Raw genomic sequence first — 21,181 nt, 5'->3', positions numbered from 1 at the left:
CTCAGGACGGCAGGCCGTCCGGCAACGCGGCGAACAGCGGGCCGCACATCCGGTCCGCGCCGCGGTCGCGCCACCACCCGGCCTCTTCCCCGGTCGCGACCCCGGTGACGGCGACTTCGGCGCCGGCCAGGTGGGCCGCGTCGATCAGCGCGGTCAGCGCGCGCTCCACCAGCGGGTGCTCACGCCGTTCCGCGATGTGCGCCGCCACGCGGACCGCGCGGGCCGGGAACTCCGTCAGGCACGTGACGTCGCCGAACTCGTGGATCTCGGCGCCCACGCCGATTTCGGCCAGCACCTTGAGGTTGTCCGCCGCGTCCCCGGTCGCCGCCGTCAGCGAGGCCATCGGGAAGCCGGGCCGCAGCCGGTCCGCCTCCAGGCCGGTGGACTCCAGCACCCCGCGGATCTCGCCGACCAGCTCGGGGTCGGCGGCCTGGTGCGCGGGCAGCTCGACCGTGAGCGGGACGGTGACGCCGGCCGCCACGACGCGCTCGGCCGCCGTGCGCAGGAGCCACGTGCCCAGCGGCAGCACCAGTCCCGTCTCGCCCGCCAGCCGCACGCACGTCTCGTGCGACAGGACGCCTTCGGCCGGGTGGTTCCAGCGCAGCCGCGCTTCGACGCCCCGGATCGCGGCGTCCCGCGCGTCCACCAGCGGGCGGTAGCGGACCTCGATCTCGCCGTTCTCCCACGCGCCCGCCATCGCCGCGGCGAGGCCGAAGTCGTGGCGGTCGCGGCGGTCCAGCTCGCGGTCGAACAGGCCCCACTGGTTGCCGGTCCGCTGGACGCGCCGCAGCGTCAGGTCCGACGCGCGCAGCAGCTCGGCCGGGGTGATGTCCCGCGGTGGCCGGTGGACGACGCCGATGCTGGCCGACACCGCGACCCCGCGGTGGCCGTCGACGTACTCCGGCTCCGCGAGCTCGTGGGTGATCTTCCGGACGAGCGTCACCACGCCCGGCGTCTCGGCCGTGTTCTGCACCAGCACGCCGAACTCGTCGCCGCCGAGGCGCGCCACGAGCGCCTTCTCGCCGTCGAACACCGCCTTCAGCTTCGCCGCGACGCCGCGCAGCACCCGGTCGCCCAGATCCTGGCCGAGGCCGCCGGTGATCTGCGAGAAGCCGTCGAGGTCGAGGTGGAACAGCGTGACGCCACGGGCCGCGTCGGCGTCGCGCAGCAGGGTTTCCAGGCGGGTGCTGAAGAACTGGCGGTTCGGCAGCCCGGTGAGCACGTCGTGCAGGGCCTGGTGCGACAGCCGCCGCTGCAGCAGCGACACCTCGGTGTCGTCGTCGACGATGGTGACCAGCTGCCGGGGCGTGCCGAGCGCGTCGCGGACGACCGACGCGGCGAAGGTCGCCCACATCGGCTCGCCGTCCCGGCCGACGAGCCGGCGTCCGACGCGCAGCCGGTGCAGCAGGCCCGCCACCAGTTCGGCGTAGGACTCCCGCAGCTGCTGGACCTCGTCCGGGTGGACCAGGTCGAAGAGCGTCATCGAGGCGATCTCGGCGGGAGTGCGGTTGAGCGTCTTGGCGAGCGCCGCGTTGGCCCGCAGCACCCGGCCGTCCAGCTCGGTGAGCGCGACGCCGCTGGCGGAACCCGCGAACACCTCTTCGAACTGCGCGCGCGTGATGACCTGCTTCTGGCGCGTCTCCTGCTCGACCTTAAGCAGCGCCCTGCTCAGGCCTTCCTGGCGCTTCTGGATGTCTTCGCGCAGCATCTCGCCGTAGCCCGAGCTGAGCGCGCCGAGCACCAGCACCACGCGCTCGGCCAGCCCGTCGACGTGCCGCAGCTCCGGCTCGCGCAGCAGCGCCTTGCCGAGCACTTCGAGGGTGCGGCGAAGGCTCTCCGCGCCGACGCAGCGCAGCTCGACGAGCCGCCCGCCCGCGGCGGCGGCCTCGCCGAGGTCCGGCGGTTCGCTCGCGACCGCGTCGAACAGCCTGCCGACCAGCACCGCCAGCTCGCGCTCGATCTCCTCGGGCGTGTGCGGCAGGTACGCGGTGGTGGAGATCAGGTAACCCCATTTGCGCGCGAGCGTGCCGAGCCGTCTCGCCGCGCGTTCGGCGGACGGCTTCTTCCGCGGGTCGTCACCGCGGGGATGGGGAGCGGTCACCTCAGCCTGTCCTGGGGCTCAGTAAACTCCGGTCGGGGTAGCCGATATATCTTGGCGCGAAATTGTGTCCGGCGCACGAAACAGCATTCATCCAATCGAGTGATAACCCTGCGGAGCGATCGCCAGGCGATCCCGCAGCCACGACCGGGTGGCGTCGCGGTAGTCCGCCGCGTTTTCGTGCAACGCAACGGAATGACCGGCACCCGGCAGGACGTACATCGACAACTTCGACGGATCGGCGTAATACGGTGCCTCCTGCGCGCGCAGCACGCCGGCGTCCGAACAGTCACGCAGGGCGAGCAGCCCGCAGAAAAGGACGTCCTTTTCCCCCACCACCTGGAAAACCGGTACGGTAATTCCCTTCGTCGCCGGGAGCACGATCCCGAACAGCGCGACCGTGCCCATCCCGGGCACCGAAACCTGGTCCTTGGTCGCCTCGTCGGCGGCGATCACGCCCGGATCGGCATCGCCCGCCGCGTAGAACAACCCGGCCCGCGCGCCCGGTTTCGTCGTGAAGTAGAGCGGGTCGCTGCCCAGCCGGCCGAGCTGCCCGTCGAGCAGCGCGGGCTGCAGGCCGAGCGCCGCGCCCAGCGCGAGCACCGGCAGGGCGGGCAGGTGCGTGATGCCGGTGAGGACGACGCCGTCGACGTCGTGGTAGGTCGAGGCCTCGACCGCGACCACCCCGGACCCGACCGAGTGCCCGACGATGACGACCTTCGCGAACGGCACGCCACCGACGTGCCCGGCCCGCAGGTGGCCGACCACCTCGTGCATCGACTCGGCCGCCGCCCAGACCGACAGCGGCAGGCTGAGCGGGTGGCTGCTGGCCCCGGCGCCGAGCTGGTCGGCGGCGAAGGTCGCGTAGCCGTGCGCGGCCATGTCGCGCTGGTAGGAGTAGCGGTCCGGCTGGTACGGCAGGTCCCAGTACGCGCTGTTGTACGTCCCGCCGTGCACGAGCAGCTGGACCGTGTCCGGGGCGTCACCGGCCGGCAGGCAGAGCCGGCCGTGCACCGTCGCCGGCGCGCCCGGCACCAGCGGGGGCAGGCCGGGGCCGGTGACCGGGAGATCCGTGTCGCCGCAGGAGATCGCGGCCGCCTCGGCGGGCATCGCGGCCGTCAGCGAGGCGAGCAGGACACCGCAGGCGAACAAGGCCGACGTCACCTTGACGGGCAGCTTCACGCCGCACTCCCTCTGGGCTCGGACAGGTGAAGGAACTCGGGAACACTACACCTGGTAGCCGGACGCGTACCGTCAGGTCCCGCGCGGCACCACGGTCATCGGCAGCCGGTTCGGCTGCATGGTGGCTTTGAGCTGCGCGCGGACCTTCTTGCCCGGCACCGGGACCAGCCGCCAGCGCGCCCCGATCGTGGCGGCCACGATGCCGATCTCCGTCGGCGCGAACACGTGCCCCGGGCACAGCCGCGCGCCGGCGCCGAACGGGATGTACGCGCCCTTCGGGAGTTCCGCCGTCTCGCCGGGGGCCCAGCGGTCCGGGTCGAACCGGTCGGGGTCCGGGAACCAGCGCGGGTCCCGGTGCAGCGTGTGCTGGCTGACGGCGACCTCGCTGCCGGCGCGGATGGTGACCCCGCCCAGCTCGACGTCCTCGCGGGCGCGGCGCATGAGGATCAGCGGCGGCGTGCGGCGGACGATCTCGTTGACGATCTGGTGCGTGTACACGAGATCCGGGAGGTCCTCGAAGCGCGCGGGCCGCCCGCCGAGGACGTCGTCGACCTCCGCGTGGAACCGGCGTTCGACCTCCGGGTGCTGCCCGAGCTCGTGGAAGAACCAGGCCAGCGCGACGGCGGTGGTCTCGGCGCCGGTGGTGAGGATCGTGATGACCTCGTCGTGCACCTGCCGGTCGGACATGCCTTCGCCGGTGTCCTCGTCGCGGGCCAGCAGCAGCATCGACAGCAGGTCGCCGTGGTCGGCGCCGTCTTTCCGGGCGGTGACCACGGTTTCGCCGATCACCTCGCGCAACCGCGTGGCCGCGGCGTCGAACTCCCGATTCGCGGGAATCGGCAGCTTTTCCACGAATTTCGGAGAGAACGCCCGGATGAGCACGTATTTCAGCATGATCGGGATGGAACGTCGGATTTCCGCCAGGGCTTCGTCGCCGAGCGCGGTCGAGAAGAGCGTCTGCCCGGCGATGGTGAGCACGAGGTCCTGCATCCGCTTGTCGAACTCGACGACTTCGCCGGGCCGCCAGGAGCTCGCCAGCTCGTCGGCCAGCTTCGTGATCGTGGTGTCGGCGTAGCCCGCGATCCGCGTCCGGCCGAACGCGGGCATGACCAAGCGGCGCTGACGGCGGTTGAGCTCGCCGTTGGAGGTGGCCAGGCCGTCGCCGAAGAGCGGGCGCATCTTGTCGAAGACCAGGCCCTTGTCGAACTTGTCGGCGTCGGTGGCCAGGACCCGCCACGAGAGCTCGGGCGTCGTGACCACGTGCACCGGCAGCGGGCCGAGGCGGAGTTCGACGACGTCTCCGTGCGCCGGAAGGGAAGTGAAGAGCTTCAGCGGGTCGCGCAGCAGGGACACCGTGTGCCCGAGCACGGGCCACCGGCCGGGAACGTTCGTCATGGCCTCGTCTCCTCGCGACCGGAACACCCTAGCGGCGCGGGGACGGGCCCGAGCACGAGTCCACACGAACGGAGGAGGGGGCTACACTCGCCCACTCCGAGGAGCGCGAGGGTGGGAGGTCCCGTGACCGGGGAGCTGAGCTGGGTACCGCCGGAGATCGACACCACGGTGCCGAACCCGGCGCGGGTGTACGACTTCTGGCTCGACGGCGACCACAACTTCGCCGCCGACCGCGCGCTCGGGGAGCAGATCCTCAAGATCATGCCGGGGGTGCGTGACGCGGCCCGCCTCAACCGCGCGTTCCTGCGCCGCGCAGCGAAGTTCATGGTCGCCTCCGGCGTCCGGCAGTTCCTCGACATCGGTTCCGGGATCCCGACCGCGGGCAACCTGCACGAGATCGTCCAGCAGGCGGACCCGTCGTGCCGCGTGGTGTACGTCGACCGCGAGTCGGTGGCCGTGGCGCACAGCCGCCTGCTGCTGCAGGACAACGACCGCTGCACGGTGCTGCAGGCCGACCTGCGCGACGCCAACGACGTCTTCGAAGGGGCGGCCGAGCTGCTGGACCTCGACCAGCCGGTCGGCGTGTTCATGTTGCTGCTGCTGCACTTCGTCCCGGACGCCTGGGACCCGGCGGGCATCCTGGCCCGCTACCGCGACCGCTTGGCCCCGGGCAGCTTCCTGGCGATCACGCACGTGGCGGCGGATTCGGAGTCGGAGCACCTCGACGAGGCGGTCGAGGTGTACAAGACCAACCAGGACCAGCAGAACCAGCCGGTCCCCCGAACCCACGACGAGGTCCTCGCCTTCTTCGACGGCTTCGAGGTGGTCGACCCCGGCGTGGTCGGCTGCGCGATGTGGAGGCCCGAGGGAGCCGGCGACATGTCCGACGACCCCGCCATCAATTCGCTGCCGTACGCCGGGGTCGGCCGCAAGCCCTAGTCACCGCAGGGAGAACGTCGCCAGGTTCACCGGTCCGTCGAACGTCAGGTAGACGTCGTGGCGGCCGGTCGCCTTCGCCAGCGGCGCCGTCACCGTCGTGTACGCGTACCGGTCACCCGTCGACGTCACCGGCGCCGTTCCCAGGACCCGGCCCGTCGGCGAGTCCAAACGCACCGTGACACGCCCTGACTCCACTGTGGACACCGACGCCGTGAACCGCGCCGGGCCGTTCAGCGCGACGTCTCGGTACGCCAGCCAGCTCCCGGCCACCGCGGCGACCGAGGTGCCCGACGTCTTGGACGTGTCCGTCAACGTCGTTCCGGCGTAGTCGTCGAAGTTCTGCGCCTGCGTCGGACGGCTCAGGTCGCGAGGCTCGGCTCGCTCCCCCGGCACGAACACCGGCTGCGGAGCCGACAAGTCCACAGCGTTGCGGCCCACGGAGAAGTCGTACCAGCCCTCTGCCACCACCGACCGGTCACGTGAGACGTCCCAGGAAGCCAGATCCGCCAACGGAACCTCGAACCGGACCGTCCGCGTCTCGTGCGGTGAAAGCGTCACGCGGGAGAAGTCACGCAACCGCTGCACGCCGGACTCCTTCGAATACAGCTGGACGACGTCGGTCCCCGCGCGGCTCCCCGTGTTCGTCACCTCAACGCTGACCCGCACGGCCGAACCGGACCGCGAGGCGTGCACCGCGCCGTACCGGAAGCCCGTGTAGCTGAGCCCGAAACCGAAGGGGTACAACGGCTTCCCCTGGTAGTACTGGTACGTCATCCCGGTCTTCGCGATGTCGTAGTCGAGGATGCTCGGCAGCCCCGCGTCGGAGGCGTACCACGTCTGGGTCAGCCGCCCGCTCGGGTTGACGTCGCCGAACAGCACGTCCGCGACCGCGTGCCCGGTCTCCTGGCCCGCGTGGCTCGTCCAGACGATCCCCGGCACCGACAACGTGTCCCAGCCGGTCGTCGGGTAGCTGTTCTCCGCCACGACCACCGTGTGCGGGTTGACCCGCGAAACCGCCTCGATCAACGTCCGTTGCCCCGGCGCCAAAGCGGTGTTCGTCCGGTCGTTCGCCTCGCGGCCGTTGATGAACGGCATGCTGCCGACCACGACCACCGCCGTGTCCGCGCCCTTCGCGGCCGCGACCGCCGACGCGACGCCGCTGGTCAGCACCTCGCGGCCGAACTTCGTCGCGTGCGCCGCGTCCGGCGACGAGATCGTCAGGACCCCGTCCGCGCCGACGACGGCGAAGCGGTTCGGGCCGAACCACGGCTCGGTCACCTCGTTGCCCGCGTACTCGAGCACGTAGCTGCCGTCCGGTTGCGGGTCGAGCTTGAGCTGCTGCTGCACGAACCAGCCGGCGGGCTGGTCGACGTCGTCCACCAGAGCGCCGCCGGAGTAGCTGAGGAACTTGCCGTTCGCCGCCGCCCGCAAGGTGTTCTTGCCCGCGCCCCAGTCGTAGACGTCGAACGACTCCGCCTTCCCCGCGGTGGTCCCACCCGCGGTCACCTTGCCGGGCGCGGCGGGCGCCGTCAGGTAGCGGCCGGTCGTGAGGTCCTTGAGCGCGATCCGGTCGACGCCTTCGGACGAGGCCACCGCGGTCCCGAGCCGTTCCTCGATGCCCTGCTTCGGCGTGACGCGGTACGGCATCGCGCCGCTGTACCAATCTTCGTACAGCGTGTCGGACAGCGGGCCGACGACGGCGACTTTCTTCTTCGCCGCGTCGAGCGGGAGCGCGTTGGCGTTGTTGCGCAGCAGCACGACCTGCTCGTCCGCCACCTTGCGGGCGAGCGCCTGGTGTTCGGGTGAGTTGATGACCGCCGGGGTGATCTTCGCGTAGGGGTTGCGGCCCGGCGGGTCGAACTCGCCGAGCCGGAACCGCAGCGACAGCAGGTGCCGGTCGGCCTTCTCGACGTCGGCCATCGTCAGCAGCCCGCGGGACAGCGCTTCCTTCACCGCTTCGACGGTGATCGAGCCGTTGGTGTCGTTGTCGGTGAAGCTGTCGAGCCCGGCCTTGATCGCCGCGGCGTCGGCTTCGGCCTTGGTGGCGTAGTACTTCTCCGAGTCGACCAGGTTGGACGGCGCACCGGCGTCGCTGACGACGGCGATGTCCTGCGGCGCCCACTTCCGGAGCAGGCCGCCGAGGTCGGGGCTGACGGTGTTCGGCCGCCCGTTGACCAGGTTGTACGACGGCATCACGGCGTTGGCCGCGCCGGCCCGCAGCGGGATCTTGAACGCCTGCTCGTCGTAGTCGTGCAGGATCTTCGGCGGTACCGAGGAGTTGCTCGTGTCGCGGCTGACCTCGTTGTTGTACGCGAGGTAGTGCTTCAACGTCGGAGCTGCCTGCAGGTAGCGCGGGTCGTCGCCCTGGATGCCGTGGCCGTACGCGGTCGCGAGCGCGCCGGTGAGGCGCGGGTCCTCGGAGTAGCCCTCCTCGTTGCGGCCCCACCGCGGGTCGCGCAGCAGGTTGACCACCGGCGCCCACAGGTTGAGGCCCCACAGCGTCGGGTTGCGCGCGTTGAACCCGCGCGCCTCCTGCCCGACCGCCGTGCCGACCTGCTTCACCAGCGCCGGGTCCCACGTCGACGCGAGGCCGATGGCCTGCGGGAACACCGTGCCGTCGGCTTTCACGACGGCACCGTTGTCGTCGTAGTCGGTCGACCAGGCGACGCCGTGCAGCGCTTCGGTGCCCGTCTTGAACACCCCGATGCCCAGCCGCGGGATGGCCGGCTCGTACTGGTGCAGCAGCGAGATCTTCTCGTCGGCGGTGAGCCGGGACAGCAGGTCGTCGATCCTCGCCGCGAGGGGAAGGGCGGGGTCGCGGAACGGTGGCGGGGGCGCCGCGAGCGCGGGCGCGGGGGCCAGCAGCAGGGTGGCGGCCACCACCGGGACGAGGGCGCGGCGGAGCGGGGACTGGCGCACGGGCGGCCTCCCGGAATCGTCGAATCGTTTCGACAGTGCGGCGCGGAACATTCGCGTCGAAGGTGGGGATGGGGTCGACTATTACAGTCGTGTGAGCACGAGGTCAAGACTTTCTGGACGCGCTCCCAGCCGATCCGGCGCGACCCCGAAATCGGCCACTGAGCTGGGCACGGAGTCGTCATCAGCGGCGTTCGACGAATTCGACGAAGAGCCGATCGTCGAATGGGAATCGAATTCCGGCGGTGGGCAAATCACTGCTTGTGTTTCGGTCCGGGGTCTTCTACCTTCGTGCCATCGTCGATGCGCTTCGACGCACTTCCGCTCCGCCGTCCCCAGGAGGCCGCCCGTGGTCACGATCAACGACGTCGCGACGGCGGCGGGCGTGGCCCCCAGCACGGTGTCGTACGTGATCAGCGGCAAGCGCTCGATCTCGCCCAAGACCCGGCGGCTGGTCGAGGAGAGTATCCGCAAGCTCGGCTACCACCCGCACGCCGGGGCGCGGGCGCTCGCCAGCAGCAAGACGAACGTGCTCGCCCTGGTCGTGCCGCTGCGCACGGACCTCAACGTCGCCGTGGTGATGGAGTTCGTCGCCTCGGCGGTCACCGCGGCCCGCGCGCACGACCACGACCTGCTGCTGCTGACGAAGGACGAAGGCCCCGCGGCGCTGCAGCGGGTGGCGTCGTCGGCGATCGCCGACGCGCTGATGGTGATGGACGTCGAAGCCGCCGACCCGCGGGTGCCGATGCTCATCGCGCTCGACCTGCCGGTGGTGCTGATCGGCGTGCCCGACCACCCGGCCGGGCTGAGCTGCGTGGACCTGGACTTCACCGCCGCCGGCTCGGCGTGCGTCGCGCACCTGGCCGACCTCGGCCACCGCTCGATCGCGCTGATCGGCCCCTCCCCCGCCGTCTACCGGCGCGGCACGAGCTACGCGACGCGGTTCCTGCGCGGGTTCGACGACGCCGCGAAGAGCCACGACGTGCGCGCGACGAACCGGCCGTGCGCCCATTCCTACGAAGCGGTGAGCGCCTGCCTCGACGAACTGCTCGCCGCCGACCCGGACCTGACCGGTCTGGTCGTGCACAACGAGGCCGTGCTCCCCGGCCTGCTTTCCGACCTGCGCCACCGCGGCCTGCGGGTGCCCGAGGACATCTCCGTCGTCGCGGTCTGCCCGGACACCATGGCCGCGCAGCACGCGGTCGCGCTGACCACGGTCGCGATCCCGGCCGAGGAGGTCGGGGCCCAGGCCGTCGAGATGACCATGCGCCGGCTGGCCGGCCACACCACGCCCGAGGTCCGGCTGCTCGGACCCCGGCTCACCCGGCGCGACAGCACCGCCGCGCCGCGCCGCACCTGACCCGGTTCTGCTCCAGCGTCGTAGGAGGATCACCATGTCCCTACCCCGTCGCGCCCTCATCCTGGCCGCGAGCGCCGCTCTGGTCGCCGCGTGCAGCCCCAGTCCCGCACCACCGGCCTCGTCGAACGACGCCCGACCGGCGTCGTCGATCACCGAGCTCGACTACTACGCCGACGAGCAGGGTTCGGCGGCGTGGCAGAAGATCCTCGACGCGTGCGCGACGCAGACCGGGATCAAGATCGAGCGGCAGAAGGTGCCGACCGACCAGATGCTCCCGAAGGTCCTGCAGGGCGCGAGCTCGAAGACGCTGCCGGACCTGCTCTTCACCGACAACCCGACGCTGCAGCAGGTCGCCGCGACCGGCGCGCTGACCTCGCTGGACACCTACGGCATCACCACCGACGGCTACTACGACAGCATCGTCAAGGCCGGGACCTACCAAGGCAAGGTCTACGGCGTCGCCCCCGGCGTCAACGGTCTCGCGCTGATCTACAACAAGGATCTCCTCACCGCGGCCGGCGTGGAGCCGCCGAAGACCTGGGACGAGCTGAAGGCCGCCGCGGCCAAGCTCACCAAGGACGGCAAGTACGGCCTCGCCTTCTCCGCGATCCCGTCCGAGGAAGGCACCTGGCAGTTCCTCCCGTTCTTCTGGAGCAACGGCGCCGAACTGTCCCAATTGGACTCCGCGCCGTCCGTGAAAGCGCTTCGATTCGTGACGGACCTGGTGACCTCCGGCTCGGCGTCGAAGTCCGTCGTGACGTGGAACCAGAACGACGTCGCCGACCAGTTCGTCGCGGGCAACGCGGCGATGATGGTCAACGGGTCGTGGAACCTGGCCCGGCTCGACGAGCAGAAGGCGCTGCACTACGGCGTCGTCCCGATCCCGGTGCCGCAGGCGGGCGCGAAGCCCGTGGTCGCGCTCGGCGGTGAGGTCGGCACCGTGCCGGTCACCGGCGCGTCCACCCAGCAGGCCGCGGGCAAGGTGCTCTCCTGCATCCTTTCCGAGCCCACCATGCTCGAGTGGAGCAAGGCGCACGCCTACATCCCGTCGAAGACCGCCGCAGCGGCCAAGTTCGGCGGGGACCAGCCGGCGATGCAGGCGTTCGTCGACGAGGTCGGCACCGCCCGCTCCCGCACCGCCGAGCTCGGCGAGAAGTACCCGAAGGTCTCCCAGGCGCTGGCCGACGCGCTCCAGGCGGCGCTCACCGGCAAGCAGCCCGCCGACCAGGCCCTCAAGGCCGCGCAGCAAGCGAGCGGTTCGTGACCCTGGTGGCCCCGGCCGTCGCGGCCGCGCCCCGCGCCGGCCGGAAACCCCGGCGCACGCCCCGGTTCGCCGCGTGGCTGTTCCTGCTGCCCGCGCTGGCCTACATCGTGGTGTTCTTCGGCTACCCGCTGGCCGCGAACGTCGTGATGAGCACGCAGAACTACACGGTGAAGTCCTTCTACACCGGCGAAGCACCCTTCGTCGGCCTCAGCAACTATGCGGCCGTGTTCGACAACCCGCTCTTCGGAACGGCGGCGCTCAACACGGTACTGTTCACCGCGGGCTCGCTCGTCTTCCAGTTCGGGATCGGCCTCGCGCTGGCGGTGTTCTTCACCGGCCGCTTCCTGGGCAGCGCGCTGCTGCGGTCGCTGCTCCTGCTGCCGTGGCTGCTGCCGCTGGTGGTCAGCGGCGCGGTCTGGCGGTGGATGTTCGACCAGGACCACGGCGTGCTCAACGCGGCGCTGCGGTTCCTCGGGTTCGACGCGGTGCCCTGGCTGAGCAGCACGAGCTGGGCGCTGCCGGCGGTGATCCTGACCAACATCTGGATCGGCATCCCGTTCAACCTGGTCATCCTGCACGGCGGCCTGCGCGCGATCCCCGCGTCGCTCTACGAAGCCGCGGCGCTGGACGGCGCGGGCGCGTGGCAGCGGTTCCGGCACGTCACCTGGCCGCTGCTGCGGCCGGTCACCGGGATCGTGCTCATGCTCGGGCTGGTCTACACGATCAAGGTGTTCGATGTGATCATGGTCGTCACCGGCGGCGGGCCCGCCAACGCGACCCAGACGCTCACGACGTGGTCCTACCGCCTGTCCTTCAAGGACTTCGCGTTCGGGCAGGGCGCCGCGGTCGGCAACGTCCTGATCCTGGTGGCGACGGTGTTCGGGCTGCTGTACCTGCGTTCGGCGAAGGCGACCCTGGCCGAGGCGGCGGCATGAAGACCTCGTCCTGGCCGCGCACGGTCTTCGGCGTCCTGATCGTCGCGGTGCTGCTGTTCCCGCTGTACTGGATGGTCAACGCGTCCTTCCAGCCCAGCGGCGCGCTGCTGCGCCCGGACCCGGCGTTCTTCCCCACCGGCGGCACCCTCGACGGCTACCGCAAAGCGTTGTCCTCGCAAGGCCCGCACCTGCTGTCCAGTGTCGTCGTCGCGCTCGGCGCGGTGCTCGTGTCGCTGGCGATCGCCGCCCCGGCGTCGTACGCGCTCGCGCAGCTCAAGGTCCGCGGCGGGCCGGTGCTGGTGTTCGTGCTGCTCATCGTGCAGATGATCCCCGGCATCGTGATGGCCAACGCGCTCTACACCGTGTTCAGCAACCTGGGGTTGATCGACAACTACCTCGGGCTGGTGCTCGCGGACTCGACCGCGACCATCCCGTTCGCCGTGCTCCTGCTGCGGGCGTTCATGATCTCCGTGCCGAAGGAGCTCACCGAAGCGTCCCGTGTGGACGGTGCCGGGTACTGGCGGACGTTCGTGTCGATCATCGTGCCGGTCAGCCGCAACGCGCTCGTCACCGCCGGGCTGTTCTCGTTCCTGTTCGCGTGGGCGGACTTCCTGTTCGCCGTCACGCTCACCACCGGCCAGTCGTTCGAGCCGATCACGGTGGGCATCTACCGGTTCGTCGGCAACCAGTCCGCCGACTGGAACGGGATCATGGCCACCGCCGTCCTCGCCGCGATCCCCGCGGCCGTCCTGCTCGTCGTCGCCCAGCGGTACGTCGTCGCCGGGCTGACGAGCGGCGCCGTCAAAGACTAAGGAGACCCGCGTGATCACGTCCGAAGACGGCCGCTCGCTCGAGGTCACCGTGCGGCACGAGGTGCTGCGCGTCGAGCCGTGGGGCGACGGCAGCCTGCGCGTGCGCGCGGGACGCCACCGGATCATCGACGACGTCCCGGGCGCGCTGCTGCCCGCGAAACCGTCCGCCGCGACCGCGTCGGTCGAGGAGCGCACCGGCCGGGTCGTCAACGGCGCGCTCACCGCGATCGTCGAGATCGCCGACACCGACACCGGGATCGACGCGCAGCTGAAGTTCGTCCGGACGGACACCGGCGAGGAGCTGCTGGCCGAGCAGCGCGCGCACTTCTGGTGGCCCGGCGCGCGGCTGTTCATGCCGTCGCGCAACGGGTACGGCCGCCTCGAACAGCGGTTCACCGCCTACGAAGACGAGCGGGTCTACGGCCTCGGGCAGCACACGCACGGCCGGCTCGACCAGAAGGGCCTGGTGCTCGACCTGGTGCAGCGCAACGCCGAGGTGTCGGTGCCGTTCCTGCTCTCCAGCCGCGGGTACGGGTTCCTCTGGAACAACCCGGCGGTCGGCCGGGTCGAGCTGGCCACCAACGGCACCCGCTGGGTCGCCGACGACGCCCGCCAGCTCGACTACTGGGTCACCACCGGCGCCGGCCCCCGGGAGATCCTGGGCCACTACGCCGACGCGACCGGGTACGCGCCGATGCTGCCGGAGTGGGCCGCCGGCTTCTGGCAGTCGAAACTGCGTTACCGCACGCAGGACGAGCTCCTGGCCGTGGCGCGCGAGTACCACGCACGCGGGTTGCCGCTGTCGGTGATCGTGGCGGACTTCTTCCACTGGACCCACCTCGGCGACTGGCGGTTCGACCCGGCCGAGTGGCCGGACCCGGCCGCGATGGTGCGGGAGCTCGACGACCTCGGCGTCAAGCTGATGGTGTCGGTGTGGCCGTCGGTGAGCCCGCTGTCGTCGAACTACCGGGCCTTGCACGAACAGGGGCTCCTGGTCGCCGCCGAGAACGGCGTCCCGGCGCACGCGCCGTGGAAGGACAAGGGGTTCGACGTCGAGATGCCGGTGGCGTTCTACGACGCGACCAACCCGGCGGCGCGGCAGTTCGTCTGGGGCAAGGTCAAGGAGAACTACTACGACCTGGGTGTGCGCGCGTGGTGGCTGGACGGCGACGAGCCGGAGATCCAGCCCGGCCACCCGCACAACCTCGGCTTCCACGCCGGCCCGGGGTCGGAGGTGTTCAACCTCTACCCGCAGGCGAACGCGCAGACGTTCCACGACGGCATCCGCGCCGAAGGCGACGACGAGGTGGTGCTGCTGAGCCGGTCGGCGTGGGCGGGCAGCCAGCGGTTCGGCGCGGCGCTGTGGTCGGGCGACGTCGGGGCGACGTGGGAGTCGCTGCGGGCGCAGGTGCGGGCGGGACTGAACGTGGCGCTGGCCGGGATCCCGTGGTGGACCACGGACATCGGCGGCTTCCACGGCGGCGACCCGGCGTCGGACTCCTACCGGGAACTGCTGGTCCGGTGGTTCCAGTACGGGGTGTTCTGCCCGCTGTTCCGCCTGCACGGCTTCCGCGACCCGCGGCCGCCGTTCGGCCCGGCGATGACCGGCGGCCCCAACGAGGTGTGGTCCTACGGCGAGTCCGCGTACTCCTCGATCGTGGAGTCGCTGAGGCTGCGGGAGCGGCTGCGGCCGTACTTGATGGAGCAGATGCGCGTGGCGCACGAGCAGGGCATTCCCCCGATGCGCCCGCTGTTCGTCGACTTCCCGGCGGACGCCGTTTCCTGGGACGTCTCCGATCAGTTCCTGCTGGGGCCGGACGTGCTGGTGGCCCCGGTGCTTTCACCGGGGACCACGTCCCGGCGGGTGTACCTGCCGTCGGGTGCGGTGTGGACGGACGCGGTGACGGGTGCGCGTCACGACGGCGGCGGCTGGGTCGAGGCGGCGGCCCCGCCCGAGCGGATCCCGGTCTTCCTGCGCGACGGCGCGGAGGTGCCCATCACGACCTCGGCCGAGTGACCCGGCTTGCGCGGGGACGGCAGTCCGAGAGTCCAGCCCGGCGGCCAGGTCTCCCGCCATCCGTGGCCCAGCCGGCCGAAGAATCGGTCGACGAAGTCCTGGCGCAGCGACCGGTCCCGGTCCGCCCGCTCGGCGAACTCGCGCACGCCGGCCAAGCGGACCTCACGATCGTCGGCGGTGACCTTCCGCTCGGTGTCGGTGCCGGCGAACACGGGTCCGGCGGTCAGCTCGGCGTACCGGTCCCGGCGCACGACCAGCCACGCCGTCACACACGCCCGGATCGTCCCGTGGTGGCCGACGCCCACGACACTGGTTTAAAGTGGACCCGTGAGTCCAACGCTGACCCGGAAGGGCGCCGCGACGCGGCAGCGGATCGTCGAGGGCGCCGCGGCGGAGATCCGCGAGCGCGGGGTCGCCGTCACGACCCTCGACGACATCCGCGCGCGGACCGGCGCCAGCAAGAGCCAGCTCTTCCACTACTTCCCCGAAGGCAAGGAGGAGCTCCTGCTGGAAGTCGCGCGGTTCGAGGCGACGCAGGTGATGGCGGCCCAGCAGCCGCAGCTGGGCGAGCTGGACTCGTGGGCGGCCTGGCGGCGCTGGCGCGACACGGTCGTCTCGCACTACCGCGAGCGCGGCCAGTACTGCCCGCTCAACGTGCTGATCTCCCAGCTGGGCCGGGCGACGCCGGGGGCGCAGGCCGTGGTGACCGAGTTGCTGCGCAGCTGGCAGAACGAGCTCGAAGCGGGCATCCGCCGGCTGCAGGACGCGGGCGAGGTGCGCGCGGACCTCGACGCCGAACGCACGGCGGCCGCCCTGCTCGCGGGACTGCAGGGCGGCGTGGTGGTGATGCTGTCGACCGGCCGCATCGACCACCTGGAAGCGGCGCTCGACGTCGGGATCGAAAACCTGCGGGCGAGCGGGAACCGGCGCTGAGACCGGCTCCCGCTCCCGAAGTCAGGCGTTCTTGATCGCGGAGATCTCGAACTCGAGGGTAACCTTGTCGCTCACCAGCACACCACCGGTCTCGAGGGCGGCGTTCCAGGTGATGCCGTAGTCCTTGCGGCTGATCGTGGTCGAGCCCTCGAAGCCGATCCGGTCGTTGCCGAACGGGTCCTTGGCGGACCCCTCGAACTCGAACGGGATGGTCACCGAACGGGTGACGTCCTTGATGGTCAGGTCGCCGGTGACGTCGAACGACGTGTCGCCGGTCTGCTTGATCTCGGTGGTGGTGAAGGTGATCGTCGGGTACTCGTCCATCGACAGGAAGTCATTGCTCTTCAGGTGCCCGTCGCGGTCCGCGTTGCGGGTGTCGATGCTGTGCGCCTGGATGGTGACCTGGGCGGACGACTTCTCCGGGGCGTCACCGTCGATCGTCGCGGTGCCGGTGAACTCGTTGAAGCTGCCGCGGACCTTGGTCACCATGGCGTGCCGGGCGACGAACCCGATCCGCGAGTGGGCGGCGTCCAGGGTGTACTCACCGGTCAGCTGGGGGTAGGTGGTCGCGCTGGTCATGGCTCTCAGTCATCTCCTCGTGGTGGCGCCCCCAAGTGATTGAGGGTTCAACAAGACTGTACTCACTTTCACTGGTTGCGCAAGCAAGCATTGGCTATGCTCGCCTGTATGGGTGAACGCTACGCGCTCGACCTCGACGAAGCTCCCTTCTGGCGGGCGCTGATGCGCATCACGACCGCCCTGCCGCGAGCGCTCGAAGACCAGTTCCTGCCCGAGACCGGCCTCGCGATCACCGACTACGGCGTGCTGGTCGCGCTGTCCGAAGCACCCGACCGCCTGCTCCGCATCTCGATGCTGGCCACGACCACCGGGCTCTCGCTGAGCCGGATCAGCCGGGTCGTCGACGACCTCACCCGGCGTGGCCTGGTCGAGAAGCGCAAGTGCGCCGAGGACGGCCGCGCGTCCAACGCCGTGCTGACCGACGCGGGATTGGCCAGACTGGAGGCGGCCTACCCGAGCCACCTCGCCCGCGTGCGGGCTTCGGTGTTCGACCACCTGAGCGCCGAGGACATCCGCACGGCCGGGCCGGTGCTGGCCCGGCTGGCCGCGGCGCTGGACGCCGCTCCCCCGACCGACGACTGCTGAGGACGCCGATGAGCGACAAGGGCGAGTACAAGCGGGACCTGAACTACCTCCCGGACCGCATCACCGCCGACGGCCGCGACGGCTGGCCGGTCGAGCCCGGCCGCTACCGGCTGGTCGTGGCGCGGGCGTGCCCGTGGGCGAACCGCGCGGTGATCGTCCGGCGGCTGCTGGGTCTCGAGCCGGTGCTGTCGATGGGCATCGCCGGGCCGGTGCACGACGAGCGGAGCTGGAGCTTCGACCTCGATCCCGGTGGCCGCGACCCGGTGCTCGGGATCGAGCGGCTGCAGGAGGCGTTCTTCAAGCGCGACCCGGAGTACCCGCGCGGCATCACGGTGCCGGCGTTCGTCGACGTCCCGAGCGGCCAGGTCGTCACCAACGACTTCGCGCAGATGACTTTGGACATGTCGACCGAGTGGACCGCGTACCACCGCTCGGGCGCGCCGGAGCTGTACCCGGAGAAGCTGCGCGACGAGATCGACGACGTCGCCGAGAAGGTGTTCACCGACGTCAACAACGCGGTGTACCAGTGCGGCTTCGCGCGTTCCCAGGAGGCGTACGAGCACTCGTACCGCAAGCTGTTCGCCCGGCTGGACTGGCTGTCCGAGCGGCTCGCGGACCAGCGCTACCTCGTCGGCGACACGATCACCGAGGCCGACGTCCGGCTGTTCACGACGCTCGTCCGGTTCGACGCGGTCTACCACGGCCACTTCAAGTGCAACCGGCAGAAGCTGACCGAGCTGCCGGTGCTGTGGGCGTACACGCGCGACCTGTTCCAGACGCCCGGGTTCGGCGACACGATCGACTTCCCGCAGATCAAGGAGCACTACTACGTGGTGCACAAGAACGTGAACCCGACCGGGATCGTCCCGCTCGGGCCGGACACGTCGGGCTGGCTCACCCCGCACGGCCGCGAGGAGCTGGGCGGCCGCCCGTTCGGCGACGGCACGCCCCCGGGCCCGCCGCCGGAGCCGGAGAGGGTGCCCGCGCCGTAGTTTCTTGGCTACGGTGATCGCCATGGAACGCCTGCGCGATCGCCGAATCCTGGTCACCGGTGCCGGCTCCGGCATCGGCCGGGCCACCACGTTCCGCCTGATGGAGGAGGGTGCCCAGGTCATCGGCACGGACGTCTCCGAAGAGGGCCTGATCGAGACCCAGAAGGCCGCGCCGCTCGGCGGCCTGACGACGTTCGCCATGGACGTGGCCGACGAGGCATCGGTGGAGTTCGGCGTGACCTCGGCGGTGAACGCGCTCGGCGGCCTGGACGTCGTGGTCAACGCGGCGGGGATCCTGCTGGCCTCGCACACGCACGAGACGTCGCTGGAGTCGTGGAACCGGGTGCTGGCGGTGAACCTGACGGGCACGTTCCTGGTGACGCGCGCGGCATTGCCGGCGCTGCTGGCGTCTTCGCACGGCGTGGTGGTGAACTTCAGCTCGACCTCGGCGTCGTTCGCACACCCGTACATGGCGGCGTACTGCGCGAGCAAGGGCGGGATCCAGGCGTTCACGCATTCGCTGGCGCTGGAGTACGGCAAGCAGGGGCTGCGAGCGGTGAGCATCGCACCGGGCAGCGTGAAGAGCGGAATCACGGACTCGGCGGCGAGCTGGCTGCCGTCGGACGTTGATTTCTCGCTGTTCGGGCGGTTGCTGCCGATCCTGCCGACGGACCACACGACGGAGGTGGGCAACGCGGTGGCGGGCCCGGAGACGGTGGCGGGGGTCGTGGCGATGGTGGCGTCGGAGGACGGGAAGTTCATCACGGGCACGGAAATCCGCATCGACGGCGGAACGCACACCTGAGTCGATCGGATTCGTCGCCTGCCGAACGCTCGAGGACCGCCACTGTCCTCGAAGCACGAAACGGTAGCCCCATGGATCCCTTCCGCATCGACGTCCCGCAGGCCGACCTCGACGAGCTGCGCCACCGGCTCGGCCGGACCCGGTGGCCGGGTGAACTGCCCGGCGCCGGCTGGGACTACGGCGTCAGTGAGCCCTACCTCGCCGAGCTCGTCGAGTACTGGCGAACGAGCTATGACTGGCGCGCCCACGAAACCCGCCTGAACGCCTTCCCGCAGTTCACCACCACCATCGACGGCCAGCGCGTGCACTTCCTGCACGTCCGCTCGCCCGAACCGGACGCCACGCCGCTGATCCTCACCCACGGCTGGCCGAGCACGGTCGCCGACTTCGCCGGCATCGTGGGCCCGCTCACCGACCCTCGCGCCCACGGCGGCGACCCCGCCGACGCGTTCCACGTCGTCGCGCCGTCCGTGCCCGGTTTCGCCTTCTCCGGGCCGACGCGCGATCGGGGCTGGAACACCCGGCGGACCGCCCGGGCGTGGGCCGAGCTCATGCGGCGGCTCGGCTACGAGCGCTACGGCGCCCAGAGCGGGGACTTCGGCAGCATCGTCTCGCCCGAGCTGGGCCGGACCGCGCCGGACGCGGTGCTCGGCGTGCACGTCAACGCCGTCGCCAACGCCGGGGTCCCCACCGCTCCCGGTGACCTCGACCGACTGTCCGAAGAGGACCGGAAACGCGCCGAGGAGAACCGGGCGTGGTGGTACGGCCACTCCGGCTACGCCACCCAGATGTCCACCCGGCCGCAGACGCTCGCCTACGCGCTCAACGACTCCCCCGCCGGCCAGCTCGCCTGGAACCTCGAGTGGTTCGTCGACTGGGACCCCACCGCGACGACCCAGACGCCGGTGGACCGCGACGCCATCCTGACGAACGTCACGATCTTCTGGCTCACCGGCACCGCGGGCTCGGCCGCGCGCCTCTACGTGGAGGCCGCTCAGGACGGCTGGGGCGAGCGGCCGGCGCCGTCCGGCGTGCCGACGGCCGTGGCGAACTTCCGCGGCGACCACGCGATCCGCGGCCTCGCCGCGCTGTCGAACACCATCACGCGCTGGACCGAGTACGACACCGGCGGCCACTTCGCGTCCCTGCAGGCGCCCGACGTCCTCGTCGAGGACATCCGCGAGTTCTTCCGCGGCCTTTAGACCACCGCGCCGTCGAGCAGCGGGCGCAGCTCCGCGACGACTGTGTCGAGCGGTGCGACGTCCTGGTGCGCCCGCGCCAGGACGATCGCGCCCTCCAGCGCGCTCAGCATCAGCACGGCCAGCGACGTGCTGCGGGCCGCCGGCACCCCGAGGTCCTGCAGCGTCGAAGCGACCGGGCGCTGCCAGCCGTCGAACGCCTTGCCGACCGCGTCACGCAGGCTTTCGCTGGTCGCCACGGTGTCGGCGACCGTCGCGACCAGCGGGCAGCCCGCGTCGAACCCCTGCGCCGTGAACTCGTCGCGCCACTGCGCGGCCATCGCCTCGAACAGCTTGCCCGGCGTCGGCTGCTCGATCTTCGCCGCGATACGCGCGACGCGCCGGGCCGCGTAGTCCCCCGCCCACGCGACGGCTTCGGCGATCAGCTGGTCCTTACCGCCCGGGAAGTAGTGCTGCAGGGACCCCCGCGGCGCCTCGGCGTGCGCGACCACGTCCCGCATACCGGTCGCCCCGACCCCGTGGATCCGCACCAGCTGAGCGGCGCTCAGCACCATCCGCTCGCGGGGTGTCCGCGTCATCCGCCGCCTCCTTCATGACGTCTGTCATGATAGCCCAGTCCGGGACGACCAGCGCGAAGTCCCGCTCGCCGCGTTCATACGACGGCACCGGCCGGAACCCCTGGCGCAGCAGCAAAGCCTCGGCGCCGGTATTGCCGGCGCGCACGGTCGCGCGCACGGTCCAGCCCGGCCACCGCCCGGACGCCCACAGCCACCGGGTGAGCGCGCTGCCGATCCCCTGCCGCTGCCAGGGGTCGGCGACGAGGATCCCGATCTCGGCTTCGCCCGGAGTCTCCGCGACGAAGTTGAGCAGCCCCACGGGCGCGCCGTCGCGCGTCGCCAGCAGCGCGGGCGTCCCGGCGAGCAGGAAGCGCCCGTAGCGCCGGAAGACCTCGGCCGGGCGCGCCGGTCCGCCCATCAGGAACCGCAGCCGGAGGCTCTCCGGCGAGCAGGCCGCGACGAGCGCGGCGACGCGGTCCCGGTCCGCCGGGCGGTCGCCCAGCTCCCGGATTTCTATGACAGCTGTCATGACTCCATGAGAGCACAGTGCGACCGGAAGCACACTATGACCGCTGTCATAGATCAGCCCGACGCGGAGGACCGGAACCTGGTA

General features: G+C 71.1%; 19 protein-coding genes. 11 read left to right on the top strand and 8 right to left on the bottom strand.

Annotated elements, in window-relative coordinates; all coding sequences use genetic code 11:
* Window position 1: 1 nt before the first annotated feature.
* From ACIRSS_RS43065 to ACIRSS_RS43055, 3 genes are all read right to left on the bottom strand, one after another.
* Entirely contained in the window at window positions 2-2,101 is a 2,100-nt protein-coding gene (locus ACIRSS_RS43065; RefSeq protein WP_400906081.1) for a putative bifunctional diguanylate cyclase/phosphodiesterase, read from the bottom strand.
* An 87-nt stretch (window positions 2,102-2,188) separates the two neighbouring features.
* Window positions 2,189-3,280 carry an alpha/beta hydrolase gene (locus ACIRSS_RS43060; protein WP_400906079.1) on the bottom strand — a complete coding sequence of 364 codons (1,092 nt, stop codon included), beginning with the start codon at window positions 3,278-3,280 and terminating at the stop codon, window positions 2,189-2,191.
* A 72-nt stretch (window positions 3,281-3,352) separates the two neighbouring features.
* A complete protein-coding gene (locus tag ACIRSS_RS43055; RefSeq protein WP_400906076.1) occupies window positions 3,353-4,675 on the bottom strand; it encodes a cytochrome P450 in 1,323 nt (440 codons plus the stop codon).
* Window positions 4,676-4,798: 123 nt separating this feature from the next.
* Here ACIRSS_RS43055 and ACIRSS_RS43050 point away from each other — a divergent pair, with 123 nt between their 5' ends.
* The gene (locus ACIRSS_RS43050) at window positions 4,799-5,614 is read left to right on the top strand and encodes an SAM-dependent methyltransferase (RefSeq protein ID WP_400907768.1); all 816 of its coding nucleotides are present in this window, start codon (window positions 4,799-4,801) and stop codon (window positions 5,612-5,614) included.
* Here the strand turns inward: ACIRSS_RS43050 and ACIRSS_RS43045 are convergent, their stop codons facing one another.
* Window positions 5,615-8,533 carry a glycoside hydrolase family 3 C-terminal domain-containing protein gene (locus ACIRSS_RS43045; RefSeq protein WP_400906073.1) on the bottom strand — a complete coding sequence of 973 codons (2,919 nt, stop codon included), beginning with the start codon at window positions 8,531-8,533 and terminating at the stop codon, window positions 5,615-5,617.
* 346 nt (window positions 8,534-8,879) lie between these two features.
* Here ACIRSS_RS43045 and ACIRSS_RS43040 point away from each other — a divergent pair, with 346 nt between their 5' ends.
* Genes ACIRSS_RS43040 through ACIRSS_RS43020 form a run of 5 tightly spaced genes read left to right on the top strand, consistent with a single transcriptional unit; the run spans window position 8,880 to window position 14,918 of the window.
* Window positions 8,880-9,890, top strand: coding sequence for a LacI family DNA-binding transcriptional regulator (locus ACIRSS_RS43040; RefSeq protein WP_400906070.1), 1,011 nt, complete (start codon window positions 8,880-8,882; stop codon window positions 9,888-9,890).
* A 34-nt stretch (window positions 9,891-9,924) separates the two neighbouring features.
* Window positions 9,925-11,154 carry an extracellular solute-binding protein gene (locus ACIRSS_RS43035; RefSeq protein ID WP_400906068.1) on the top strand — a complete coding sequence of 410 codons (1,230 nt, stop codon included), beginning with the start codon at window positions 9,925-9,927 and terminating at the stop codon, window positions 11,152-11,154.
* Complete coding sequence (locus tag ACIRSS_RS43030) at window positions 11,151-12,089, top strand: carbohydrate ABC transporter permease (protein ID WP_400906065.1); 939 nt, start codon at window positions 11,151-11,153, stop codon at window positions 12,087-12,089. Before ACIRSS_RS43035 ends, ACIRSS_RS43030 begins: the two co-directional genes overlap by 4 nt.
* Entirely contained in the window at window positions 12,086-12,901 is an 816-nt protein-coding gene (locus tag ACIRSS_RS43025) for a carbohydrate ABC transporter permease (RefSeq protein ID WP_400906062.1), read from the top strand. Before ACIRSS_RS43030 ends, ACIRSS_RS43025 begins: the two co-directional genes overlap by 4 nt.
* A 10-nt stretch (window positions 12,902-12,911) precedes the next feature.
* Window positions 12,912-14,918 carry a TIM-barrel domain-containing protein gene (locus tag ACIRSS_RS43020; protein WP_400906060.1) on the top strand — a complete coding sequence of 669 codons (2,007 nt, stop codon included), beginning with the start codon at window positions 12,912-12,914 and terminating at the stop codon, window positions 14,916-14,918.
* On the opposite strand, the gene ACIRSS_RS43015 is transcribed toward ACIRSS_RS43020, so the two are convergent.
* A complete protein-coding gene (locus tag ACIRSS_RS43015) occupies window positions 14,816-15,223 on the bottom strand; it encodes a hypothetical protein (RefSeq protein WP_400906057.1) in 408 nt (135 codons plus the stop codon). The two genes, ACIRSS_RS43020 and ACIRSS_RS43015, sit on opposite strands and share 103 nt — an antisense overlap.
* 22 nt (window positions 15,224-15,245) lie before the next feature.
* On the opposite strand from ACIRSS_RS43015, the gene ACIRSS_RS43010 reads away from it, so the two are divergent.
* A complete protein-coding gene (locus tag ACIRSS_RS43010; RefSeq protein WP_400906055.1) occupies window positions 15,246-15,851 on the top strand; it encodes a TetR/AcrR family transcriptional regulator in 606 nt (201 codons plus the stop codon).
* Window positions 15,852-15,872: 21 nt separating this feature from the next.
* Here the strand turns inward: ACIRSS_RS43010 and ACIRSS_RS43005 are convergent, their stop codons facing one another.
* Window positions 15,873-16,430, bottom strand: a complete 558-nt coding sequence (locus tag ACIRSS_RS43005) for a YceI family protein (protein ID WP_155543674.1) — start codon at window positions 16,428-16,430, stop codon at window positions 15,873-15,875.
* Window positions 16,431-16,538: 108 nt separating this feature from the next.
* On the opposite strand from ACIRSS_RS43005, the gene ACIRSS_RS43000 reads away from it, so the two are divergent.
* The 4 genes from ACIRSS_RS43000 to ACIRSS_RS42985 all read left to right on the top strand — a co-directional run bounded on the left by ACIRSS_RS43000 (window position 16,539) and on the right by ACIRSS_RS42985 (window position 20,014).
* On the top strand, window positions 16,539-17,015 hold the full coding sequence (locus ACIRSS_RS43000; protein ID WP_400906051.1) for a MarR family winged helix-turn-helix transcriptional regulator: 477 nt from the start codon (window positions 16,539-16,541) through the stop codon (window positions 17,013-17,015).
* An 8-nt stretch (window positions 17,016-17,023) separates the two neighbouring features.
* On the top strand, window positions 17,024-18,007 hold the full coding sequence (locus ACIRSS_RS42995; RefSeq protein ID WP_400906048.1) for a glutathione S-transferase family protein: 984 nt from the start codon (window positions 17,024-17,026) through the stop codon (window positions 18,005-18,007).
* 22 nt (window positions 18,008-18,029) lie between these two features.
* Window positions 18,030-18,812, top strand: a complete 783-nt coding sequence (locus tag ACIRSS_RS42990; protein ID WP_400906046.1) for an SDR family NAD(P)-dependent oxidoreductase — start codon at window positions 18,030-18,032, stop codon at window positions 18,810-18,812.
* Window positions 18,813-18,883: 71 nt separating this feature from the next.
* Window positions 18,884-20,014, top strand: a complete 1,131-nt coding sequence (locus ACIRSS_RS42985) for an epoxide hydrolase family protein (RefSeq protein ID WP_400906044.1) — start codon at window positions 18,884-18,886, stop codon at window positions 20,012-20,014.
* On the opposite strand, the gene ACIRSS_RS42980 is transcribed toward ACIRSS_RS42985, so the two are convergent.
* Together ACIRSS_RS42980 and ACIRSS_RS42975 are read right to left on the bottom strand one after the other, a co-directional pair.
* Window positions 20,011-20,511 carry a TetR family transcriptional regulator C-terminal domain-containing protein gene (locus ACIRSS_RS42980; protein ID WP_400906043.1) on the bottom strand — a complete coding sequence of 167 codons (501 nt, stop codon included), beginning with the start codon at window positions 20,509-20,511 and terminating at the stop codon, window positions 20,011-20,013. The genes ACIRSS_RS42985 and ACIRSS_RS42980 overlap by 4 nt on opposite strands.
* Window positions 20,444-21,097 (bottom strand): GNAT family N-acetyltransferase, encoded by a 654-nt coding sequence (locus ACIRSS_RS42975; RefSeq protein ID WP_400906040.1) that lies wholly within the window; start codon window positions 21,095-21,097, stop codon window positions 20,444-20,446. Before ACIRSS_RS42975 ends, ACIRSS_RS42980 begins: the two co-directional genes overlap by 68 nt.
* Between the last annotated feature and the right edge of the window lie 84 nt (window positions 21,098-21,181).

Source organism: Amycolatopsis sp. NPDC101161 (genome assembly GCF_044768185.1).
Lineage (GTDB): Bacteria > Actinomycetota > Actinomycetes > Mycobacteriales > Pseudonocardiaceae > Amycolatopsis.
The sequence above is the reverse complement of the archived record's forward strand: the minus strand, read 5'-3'. Positions and strand labels throughout refer to the sequence as shown.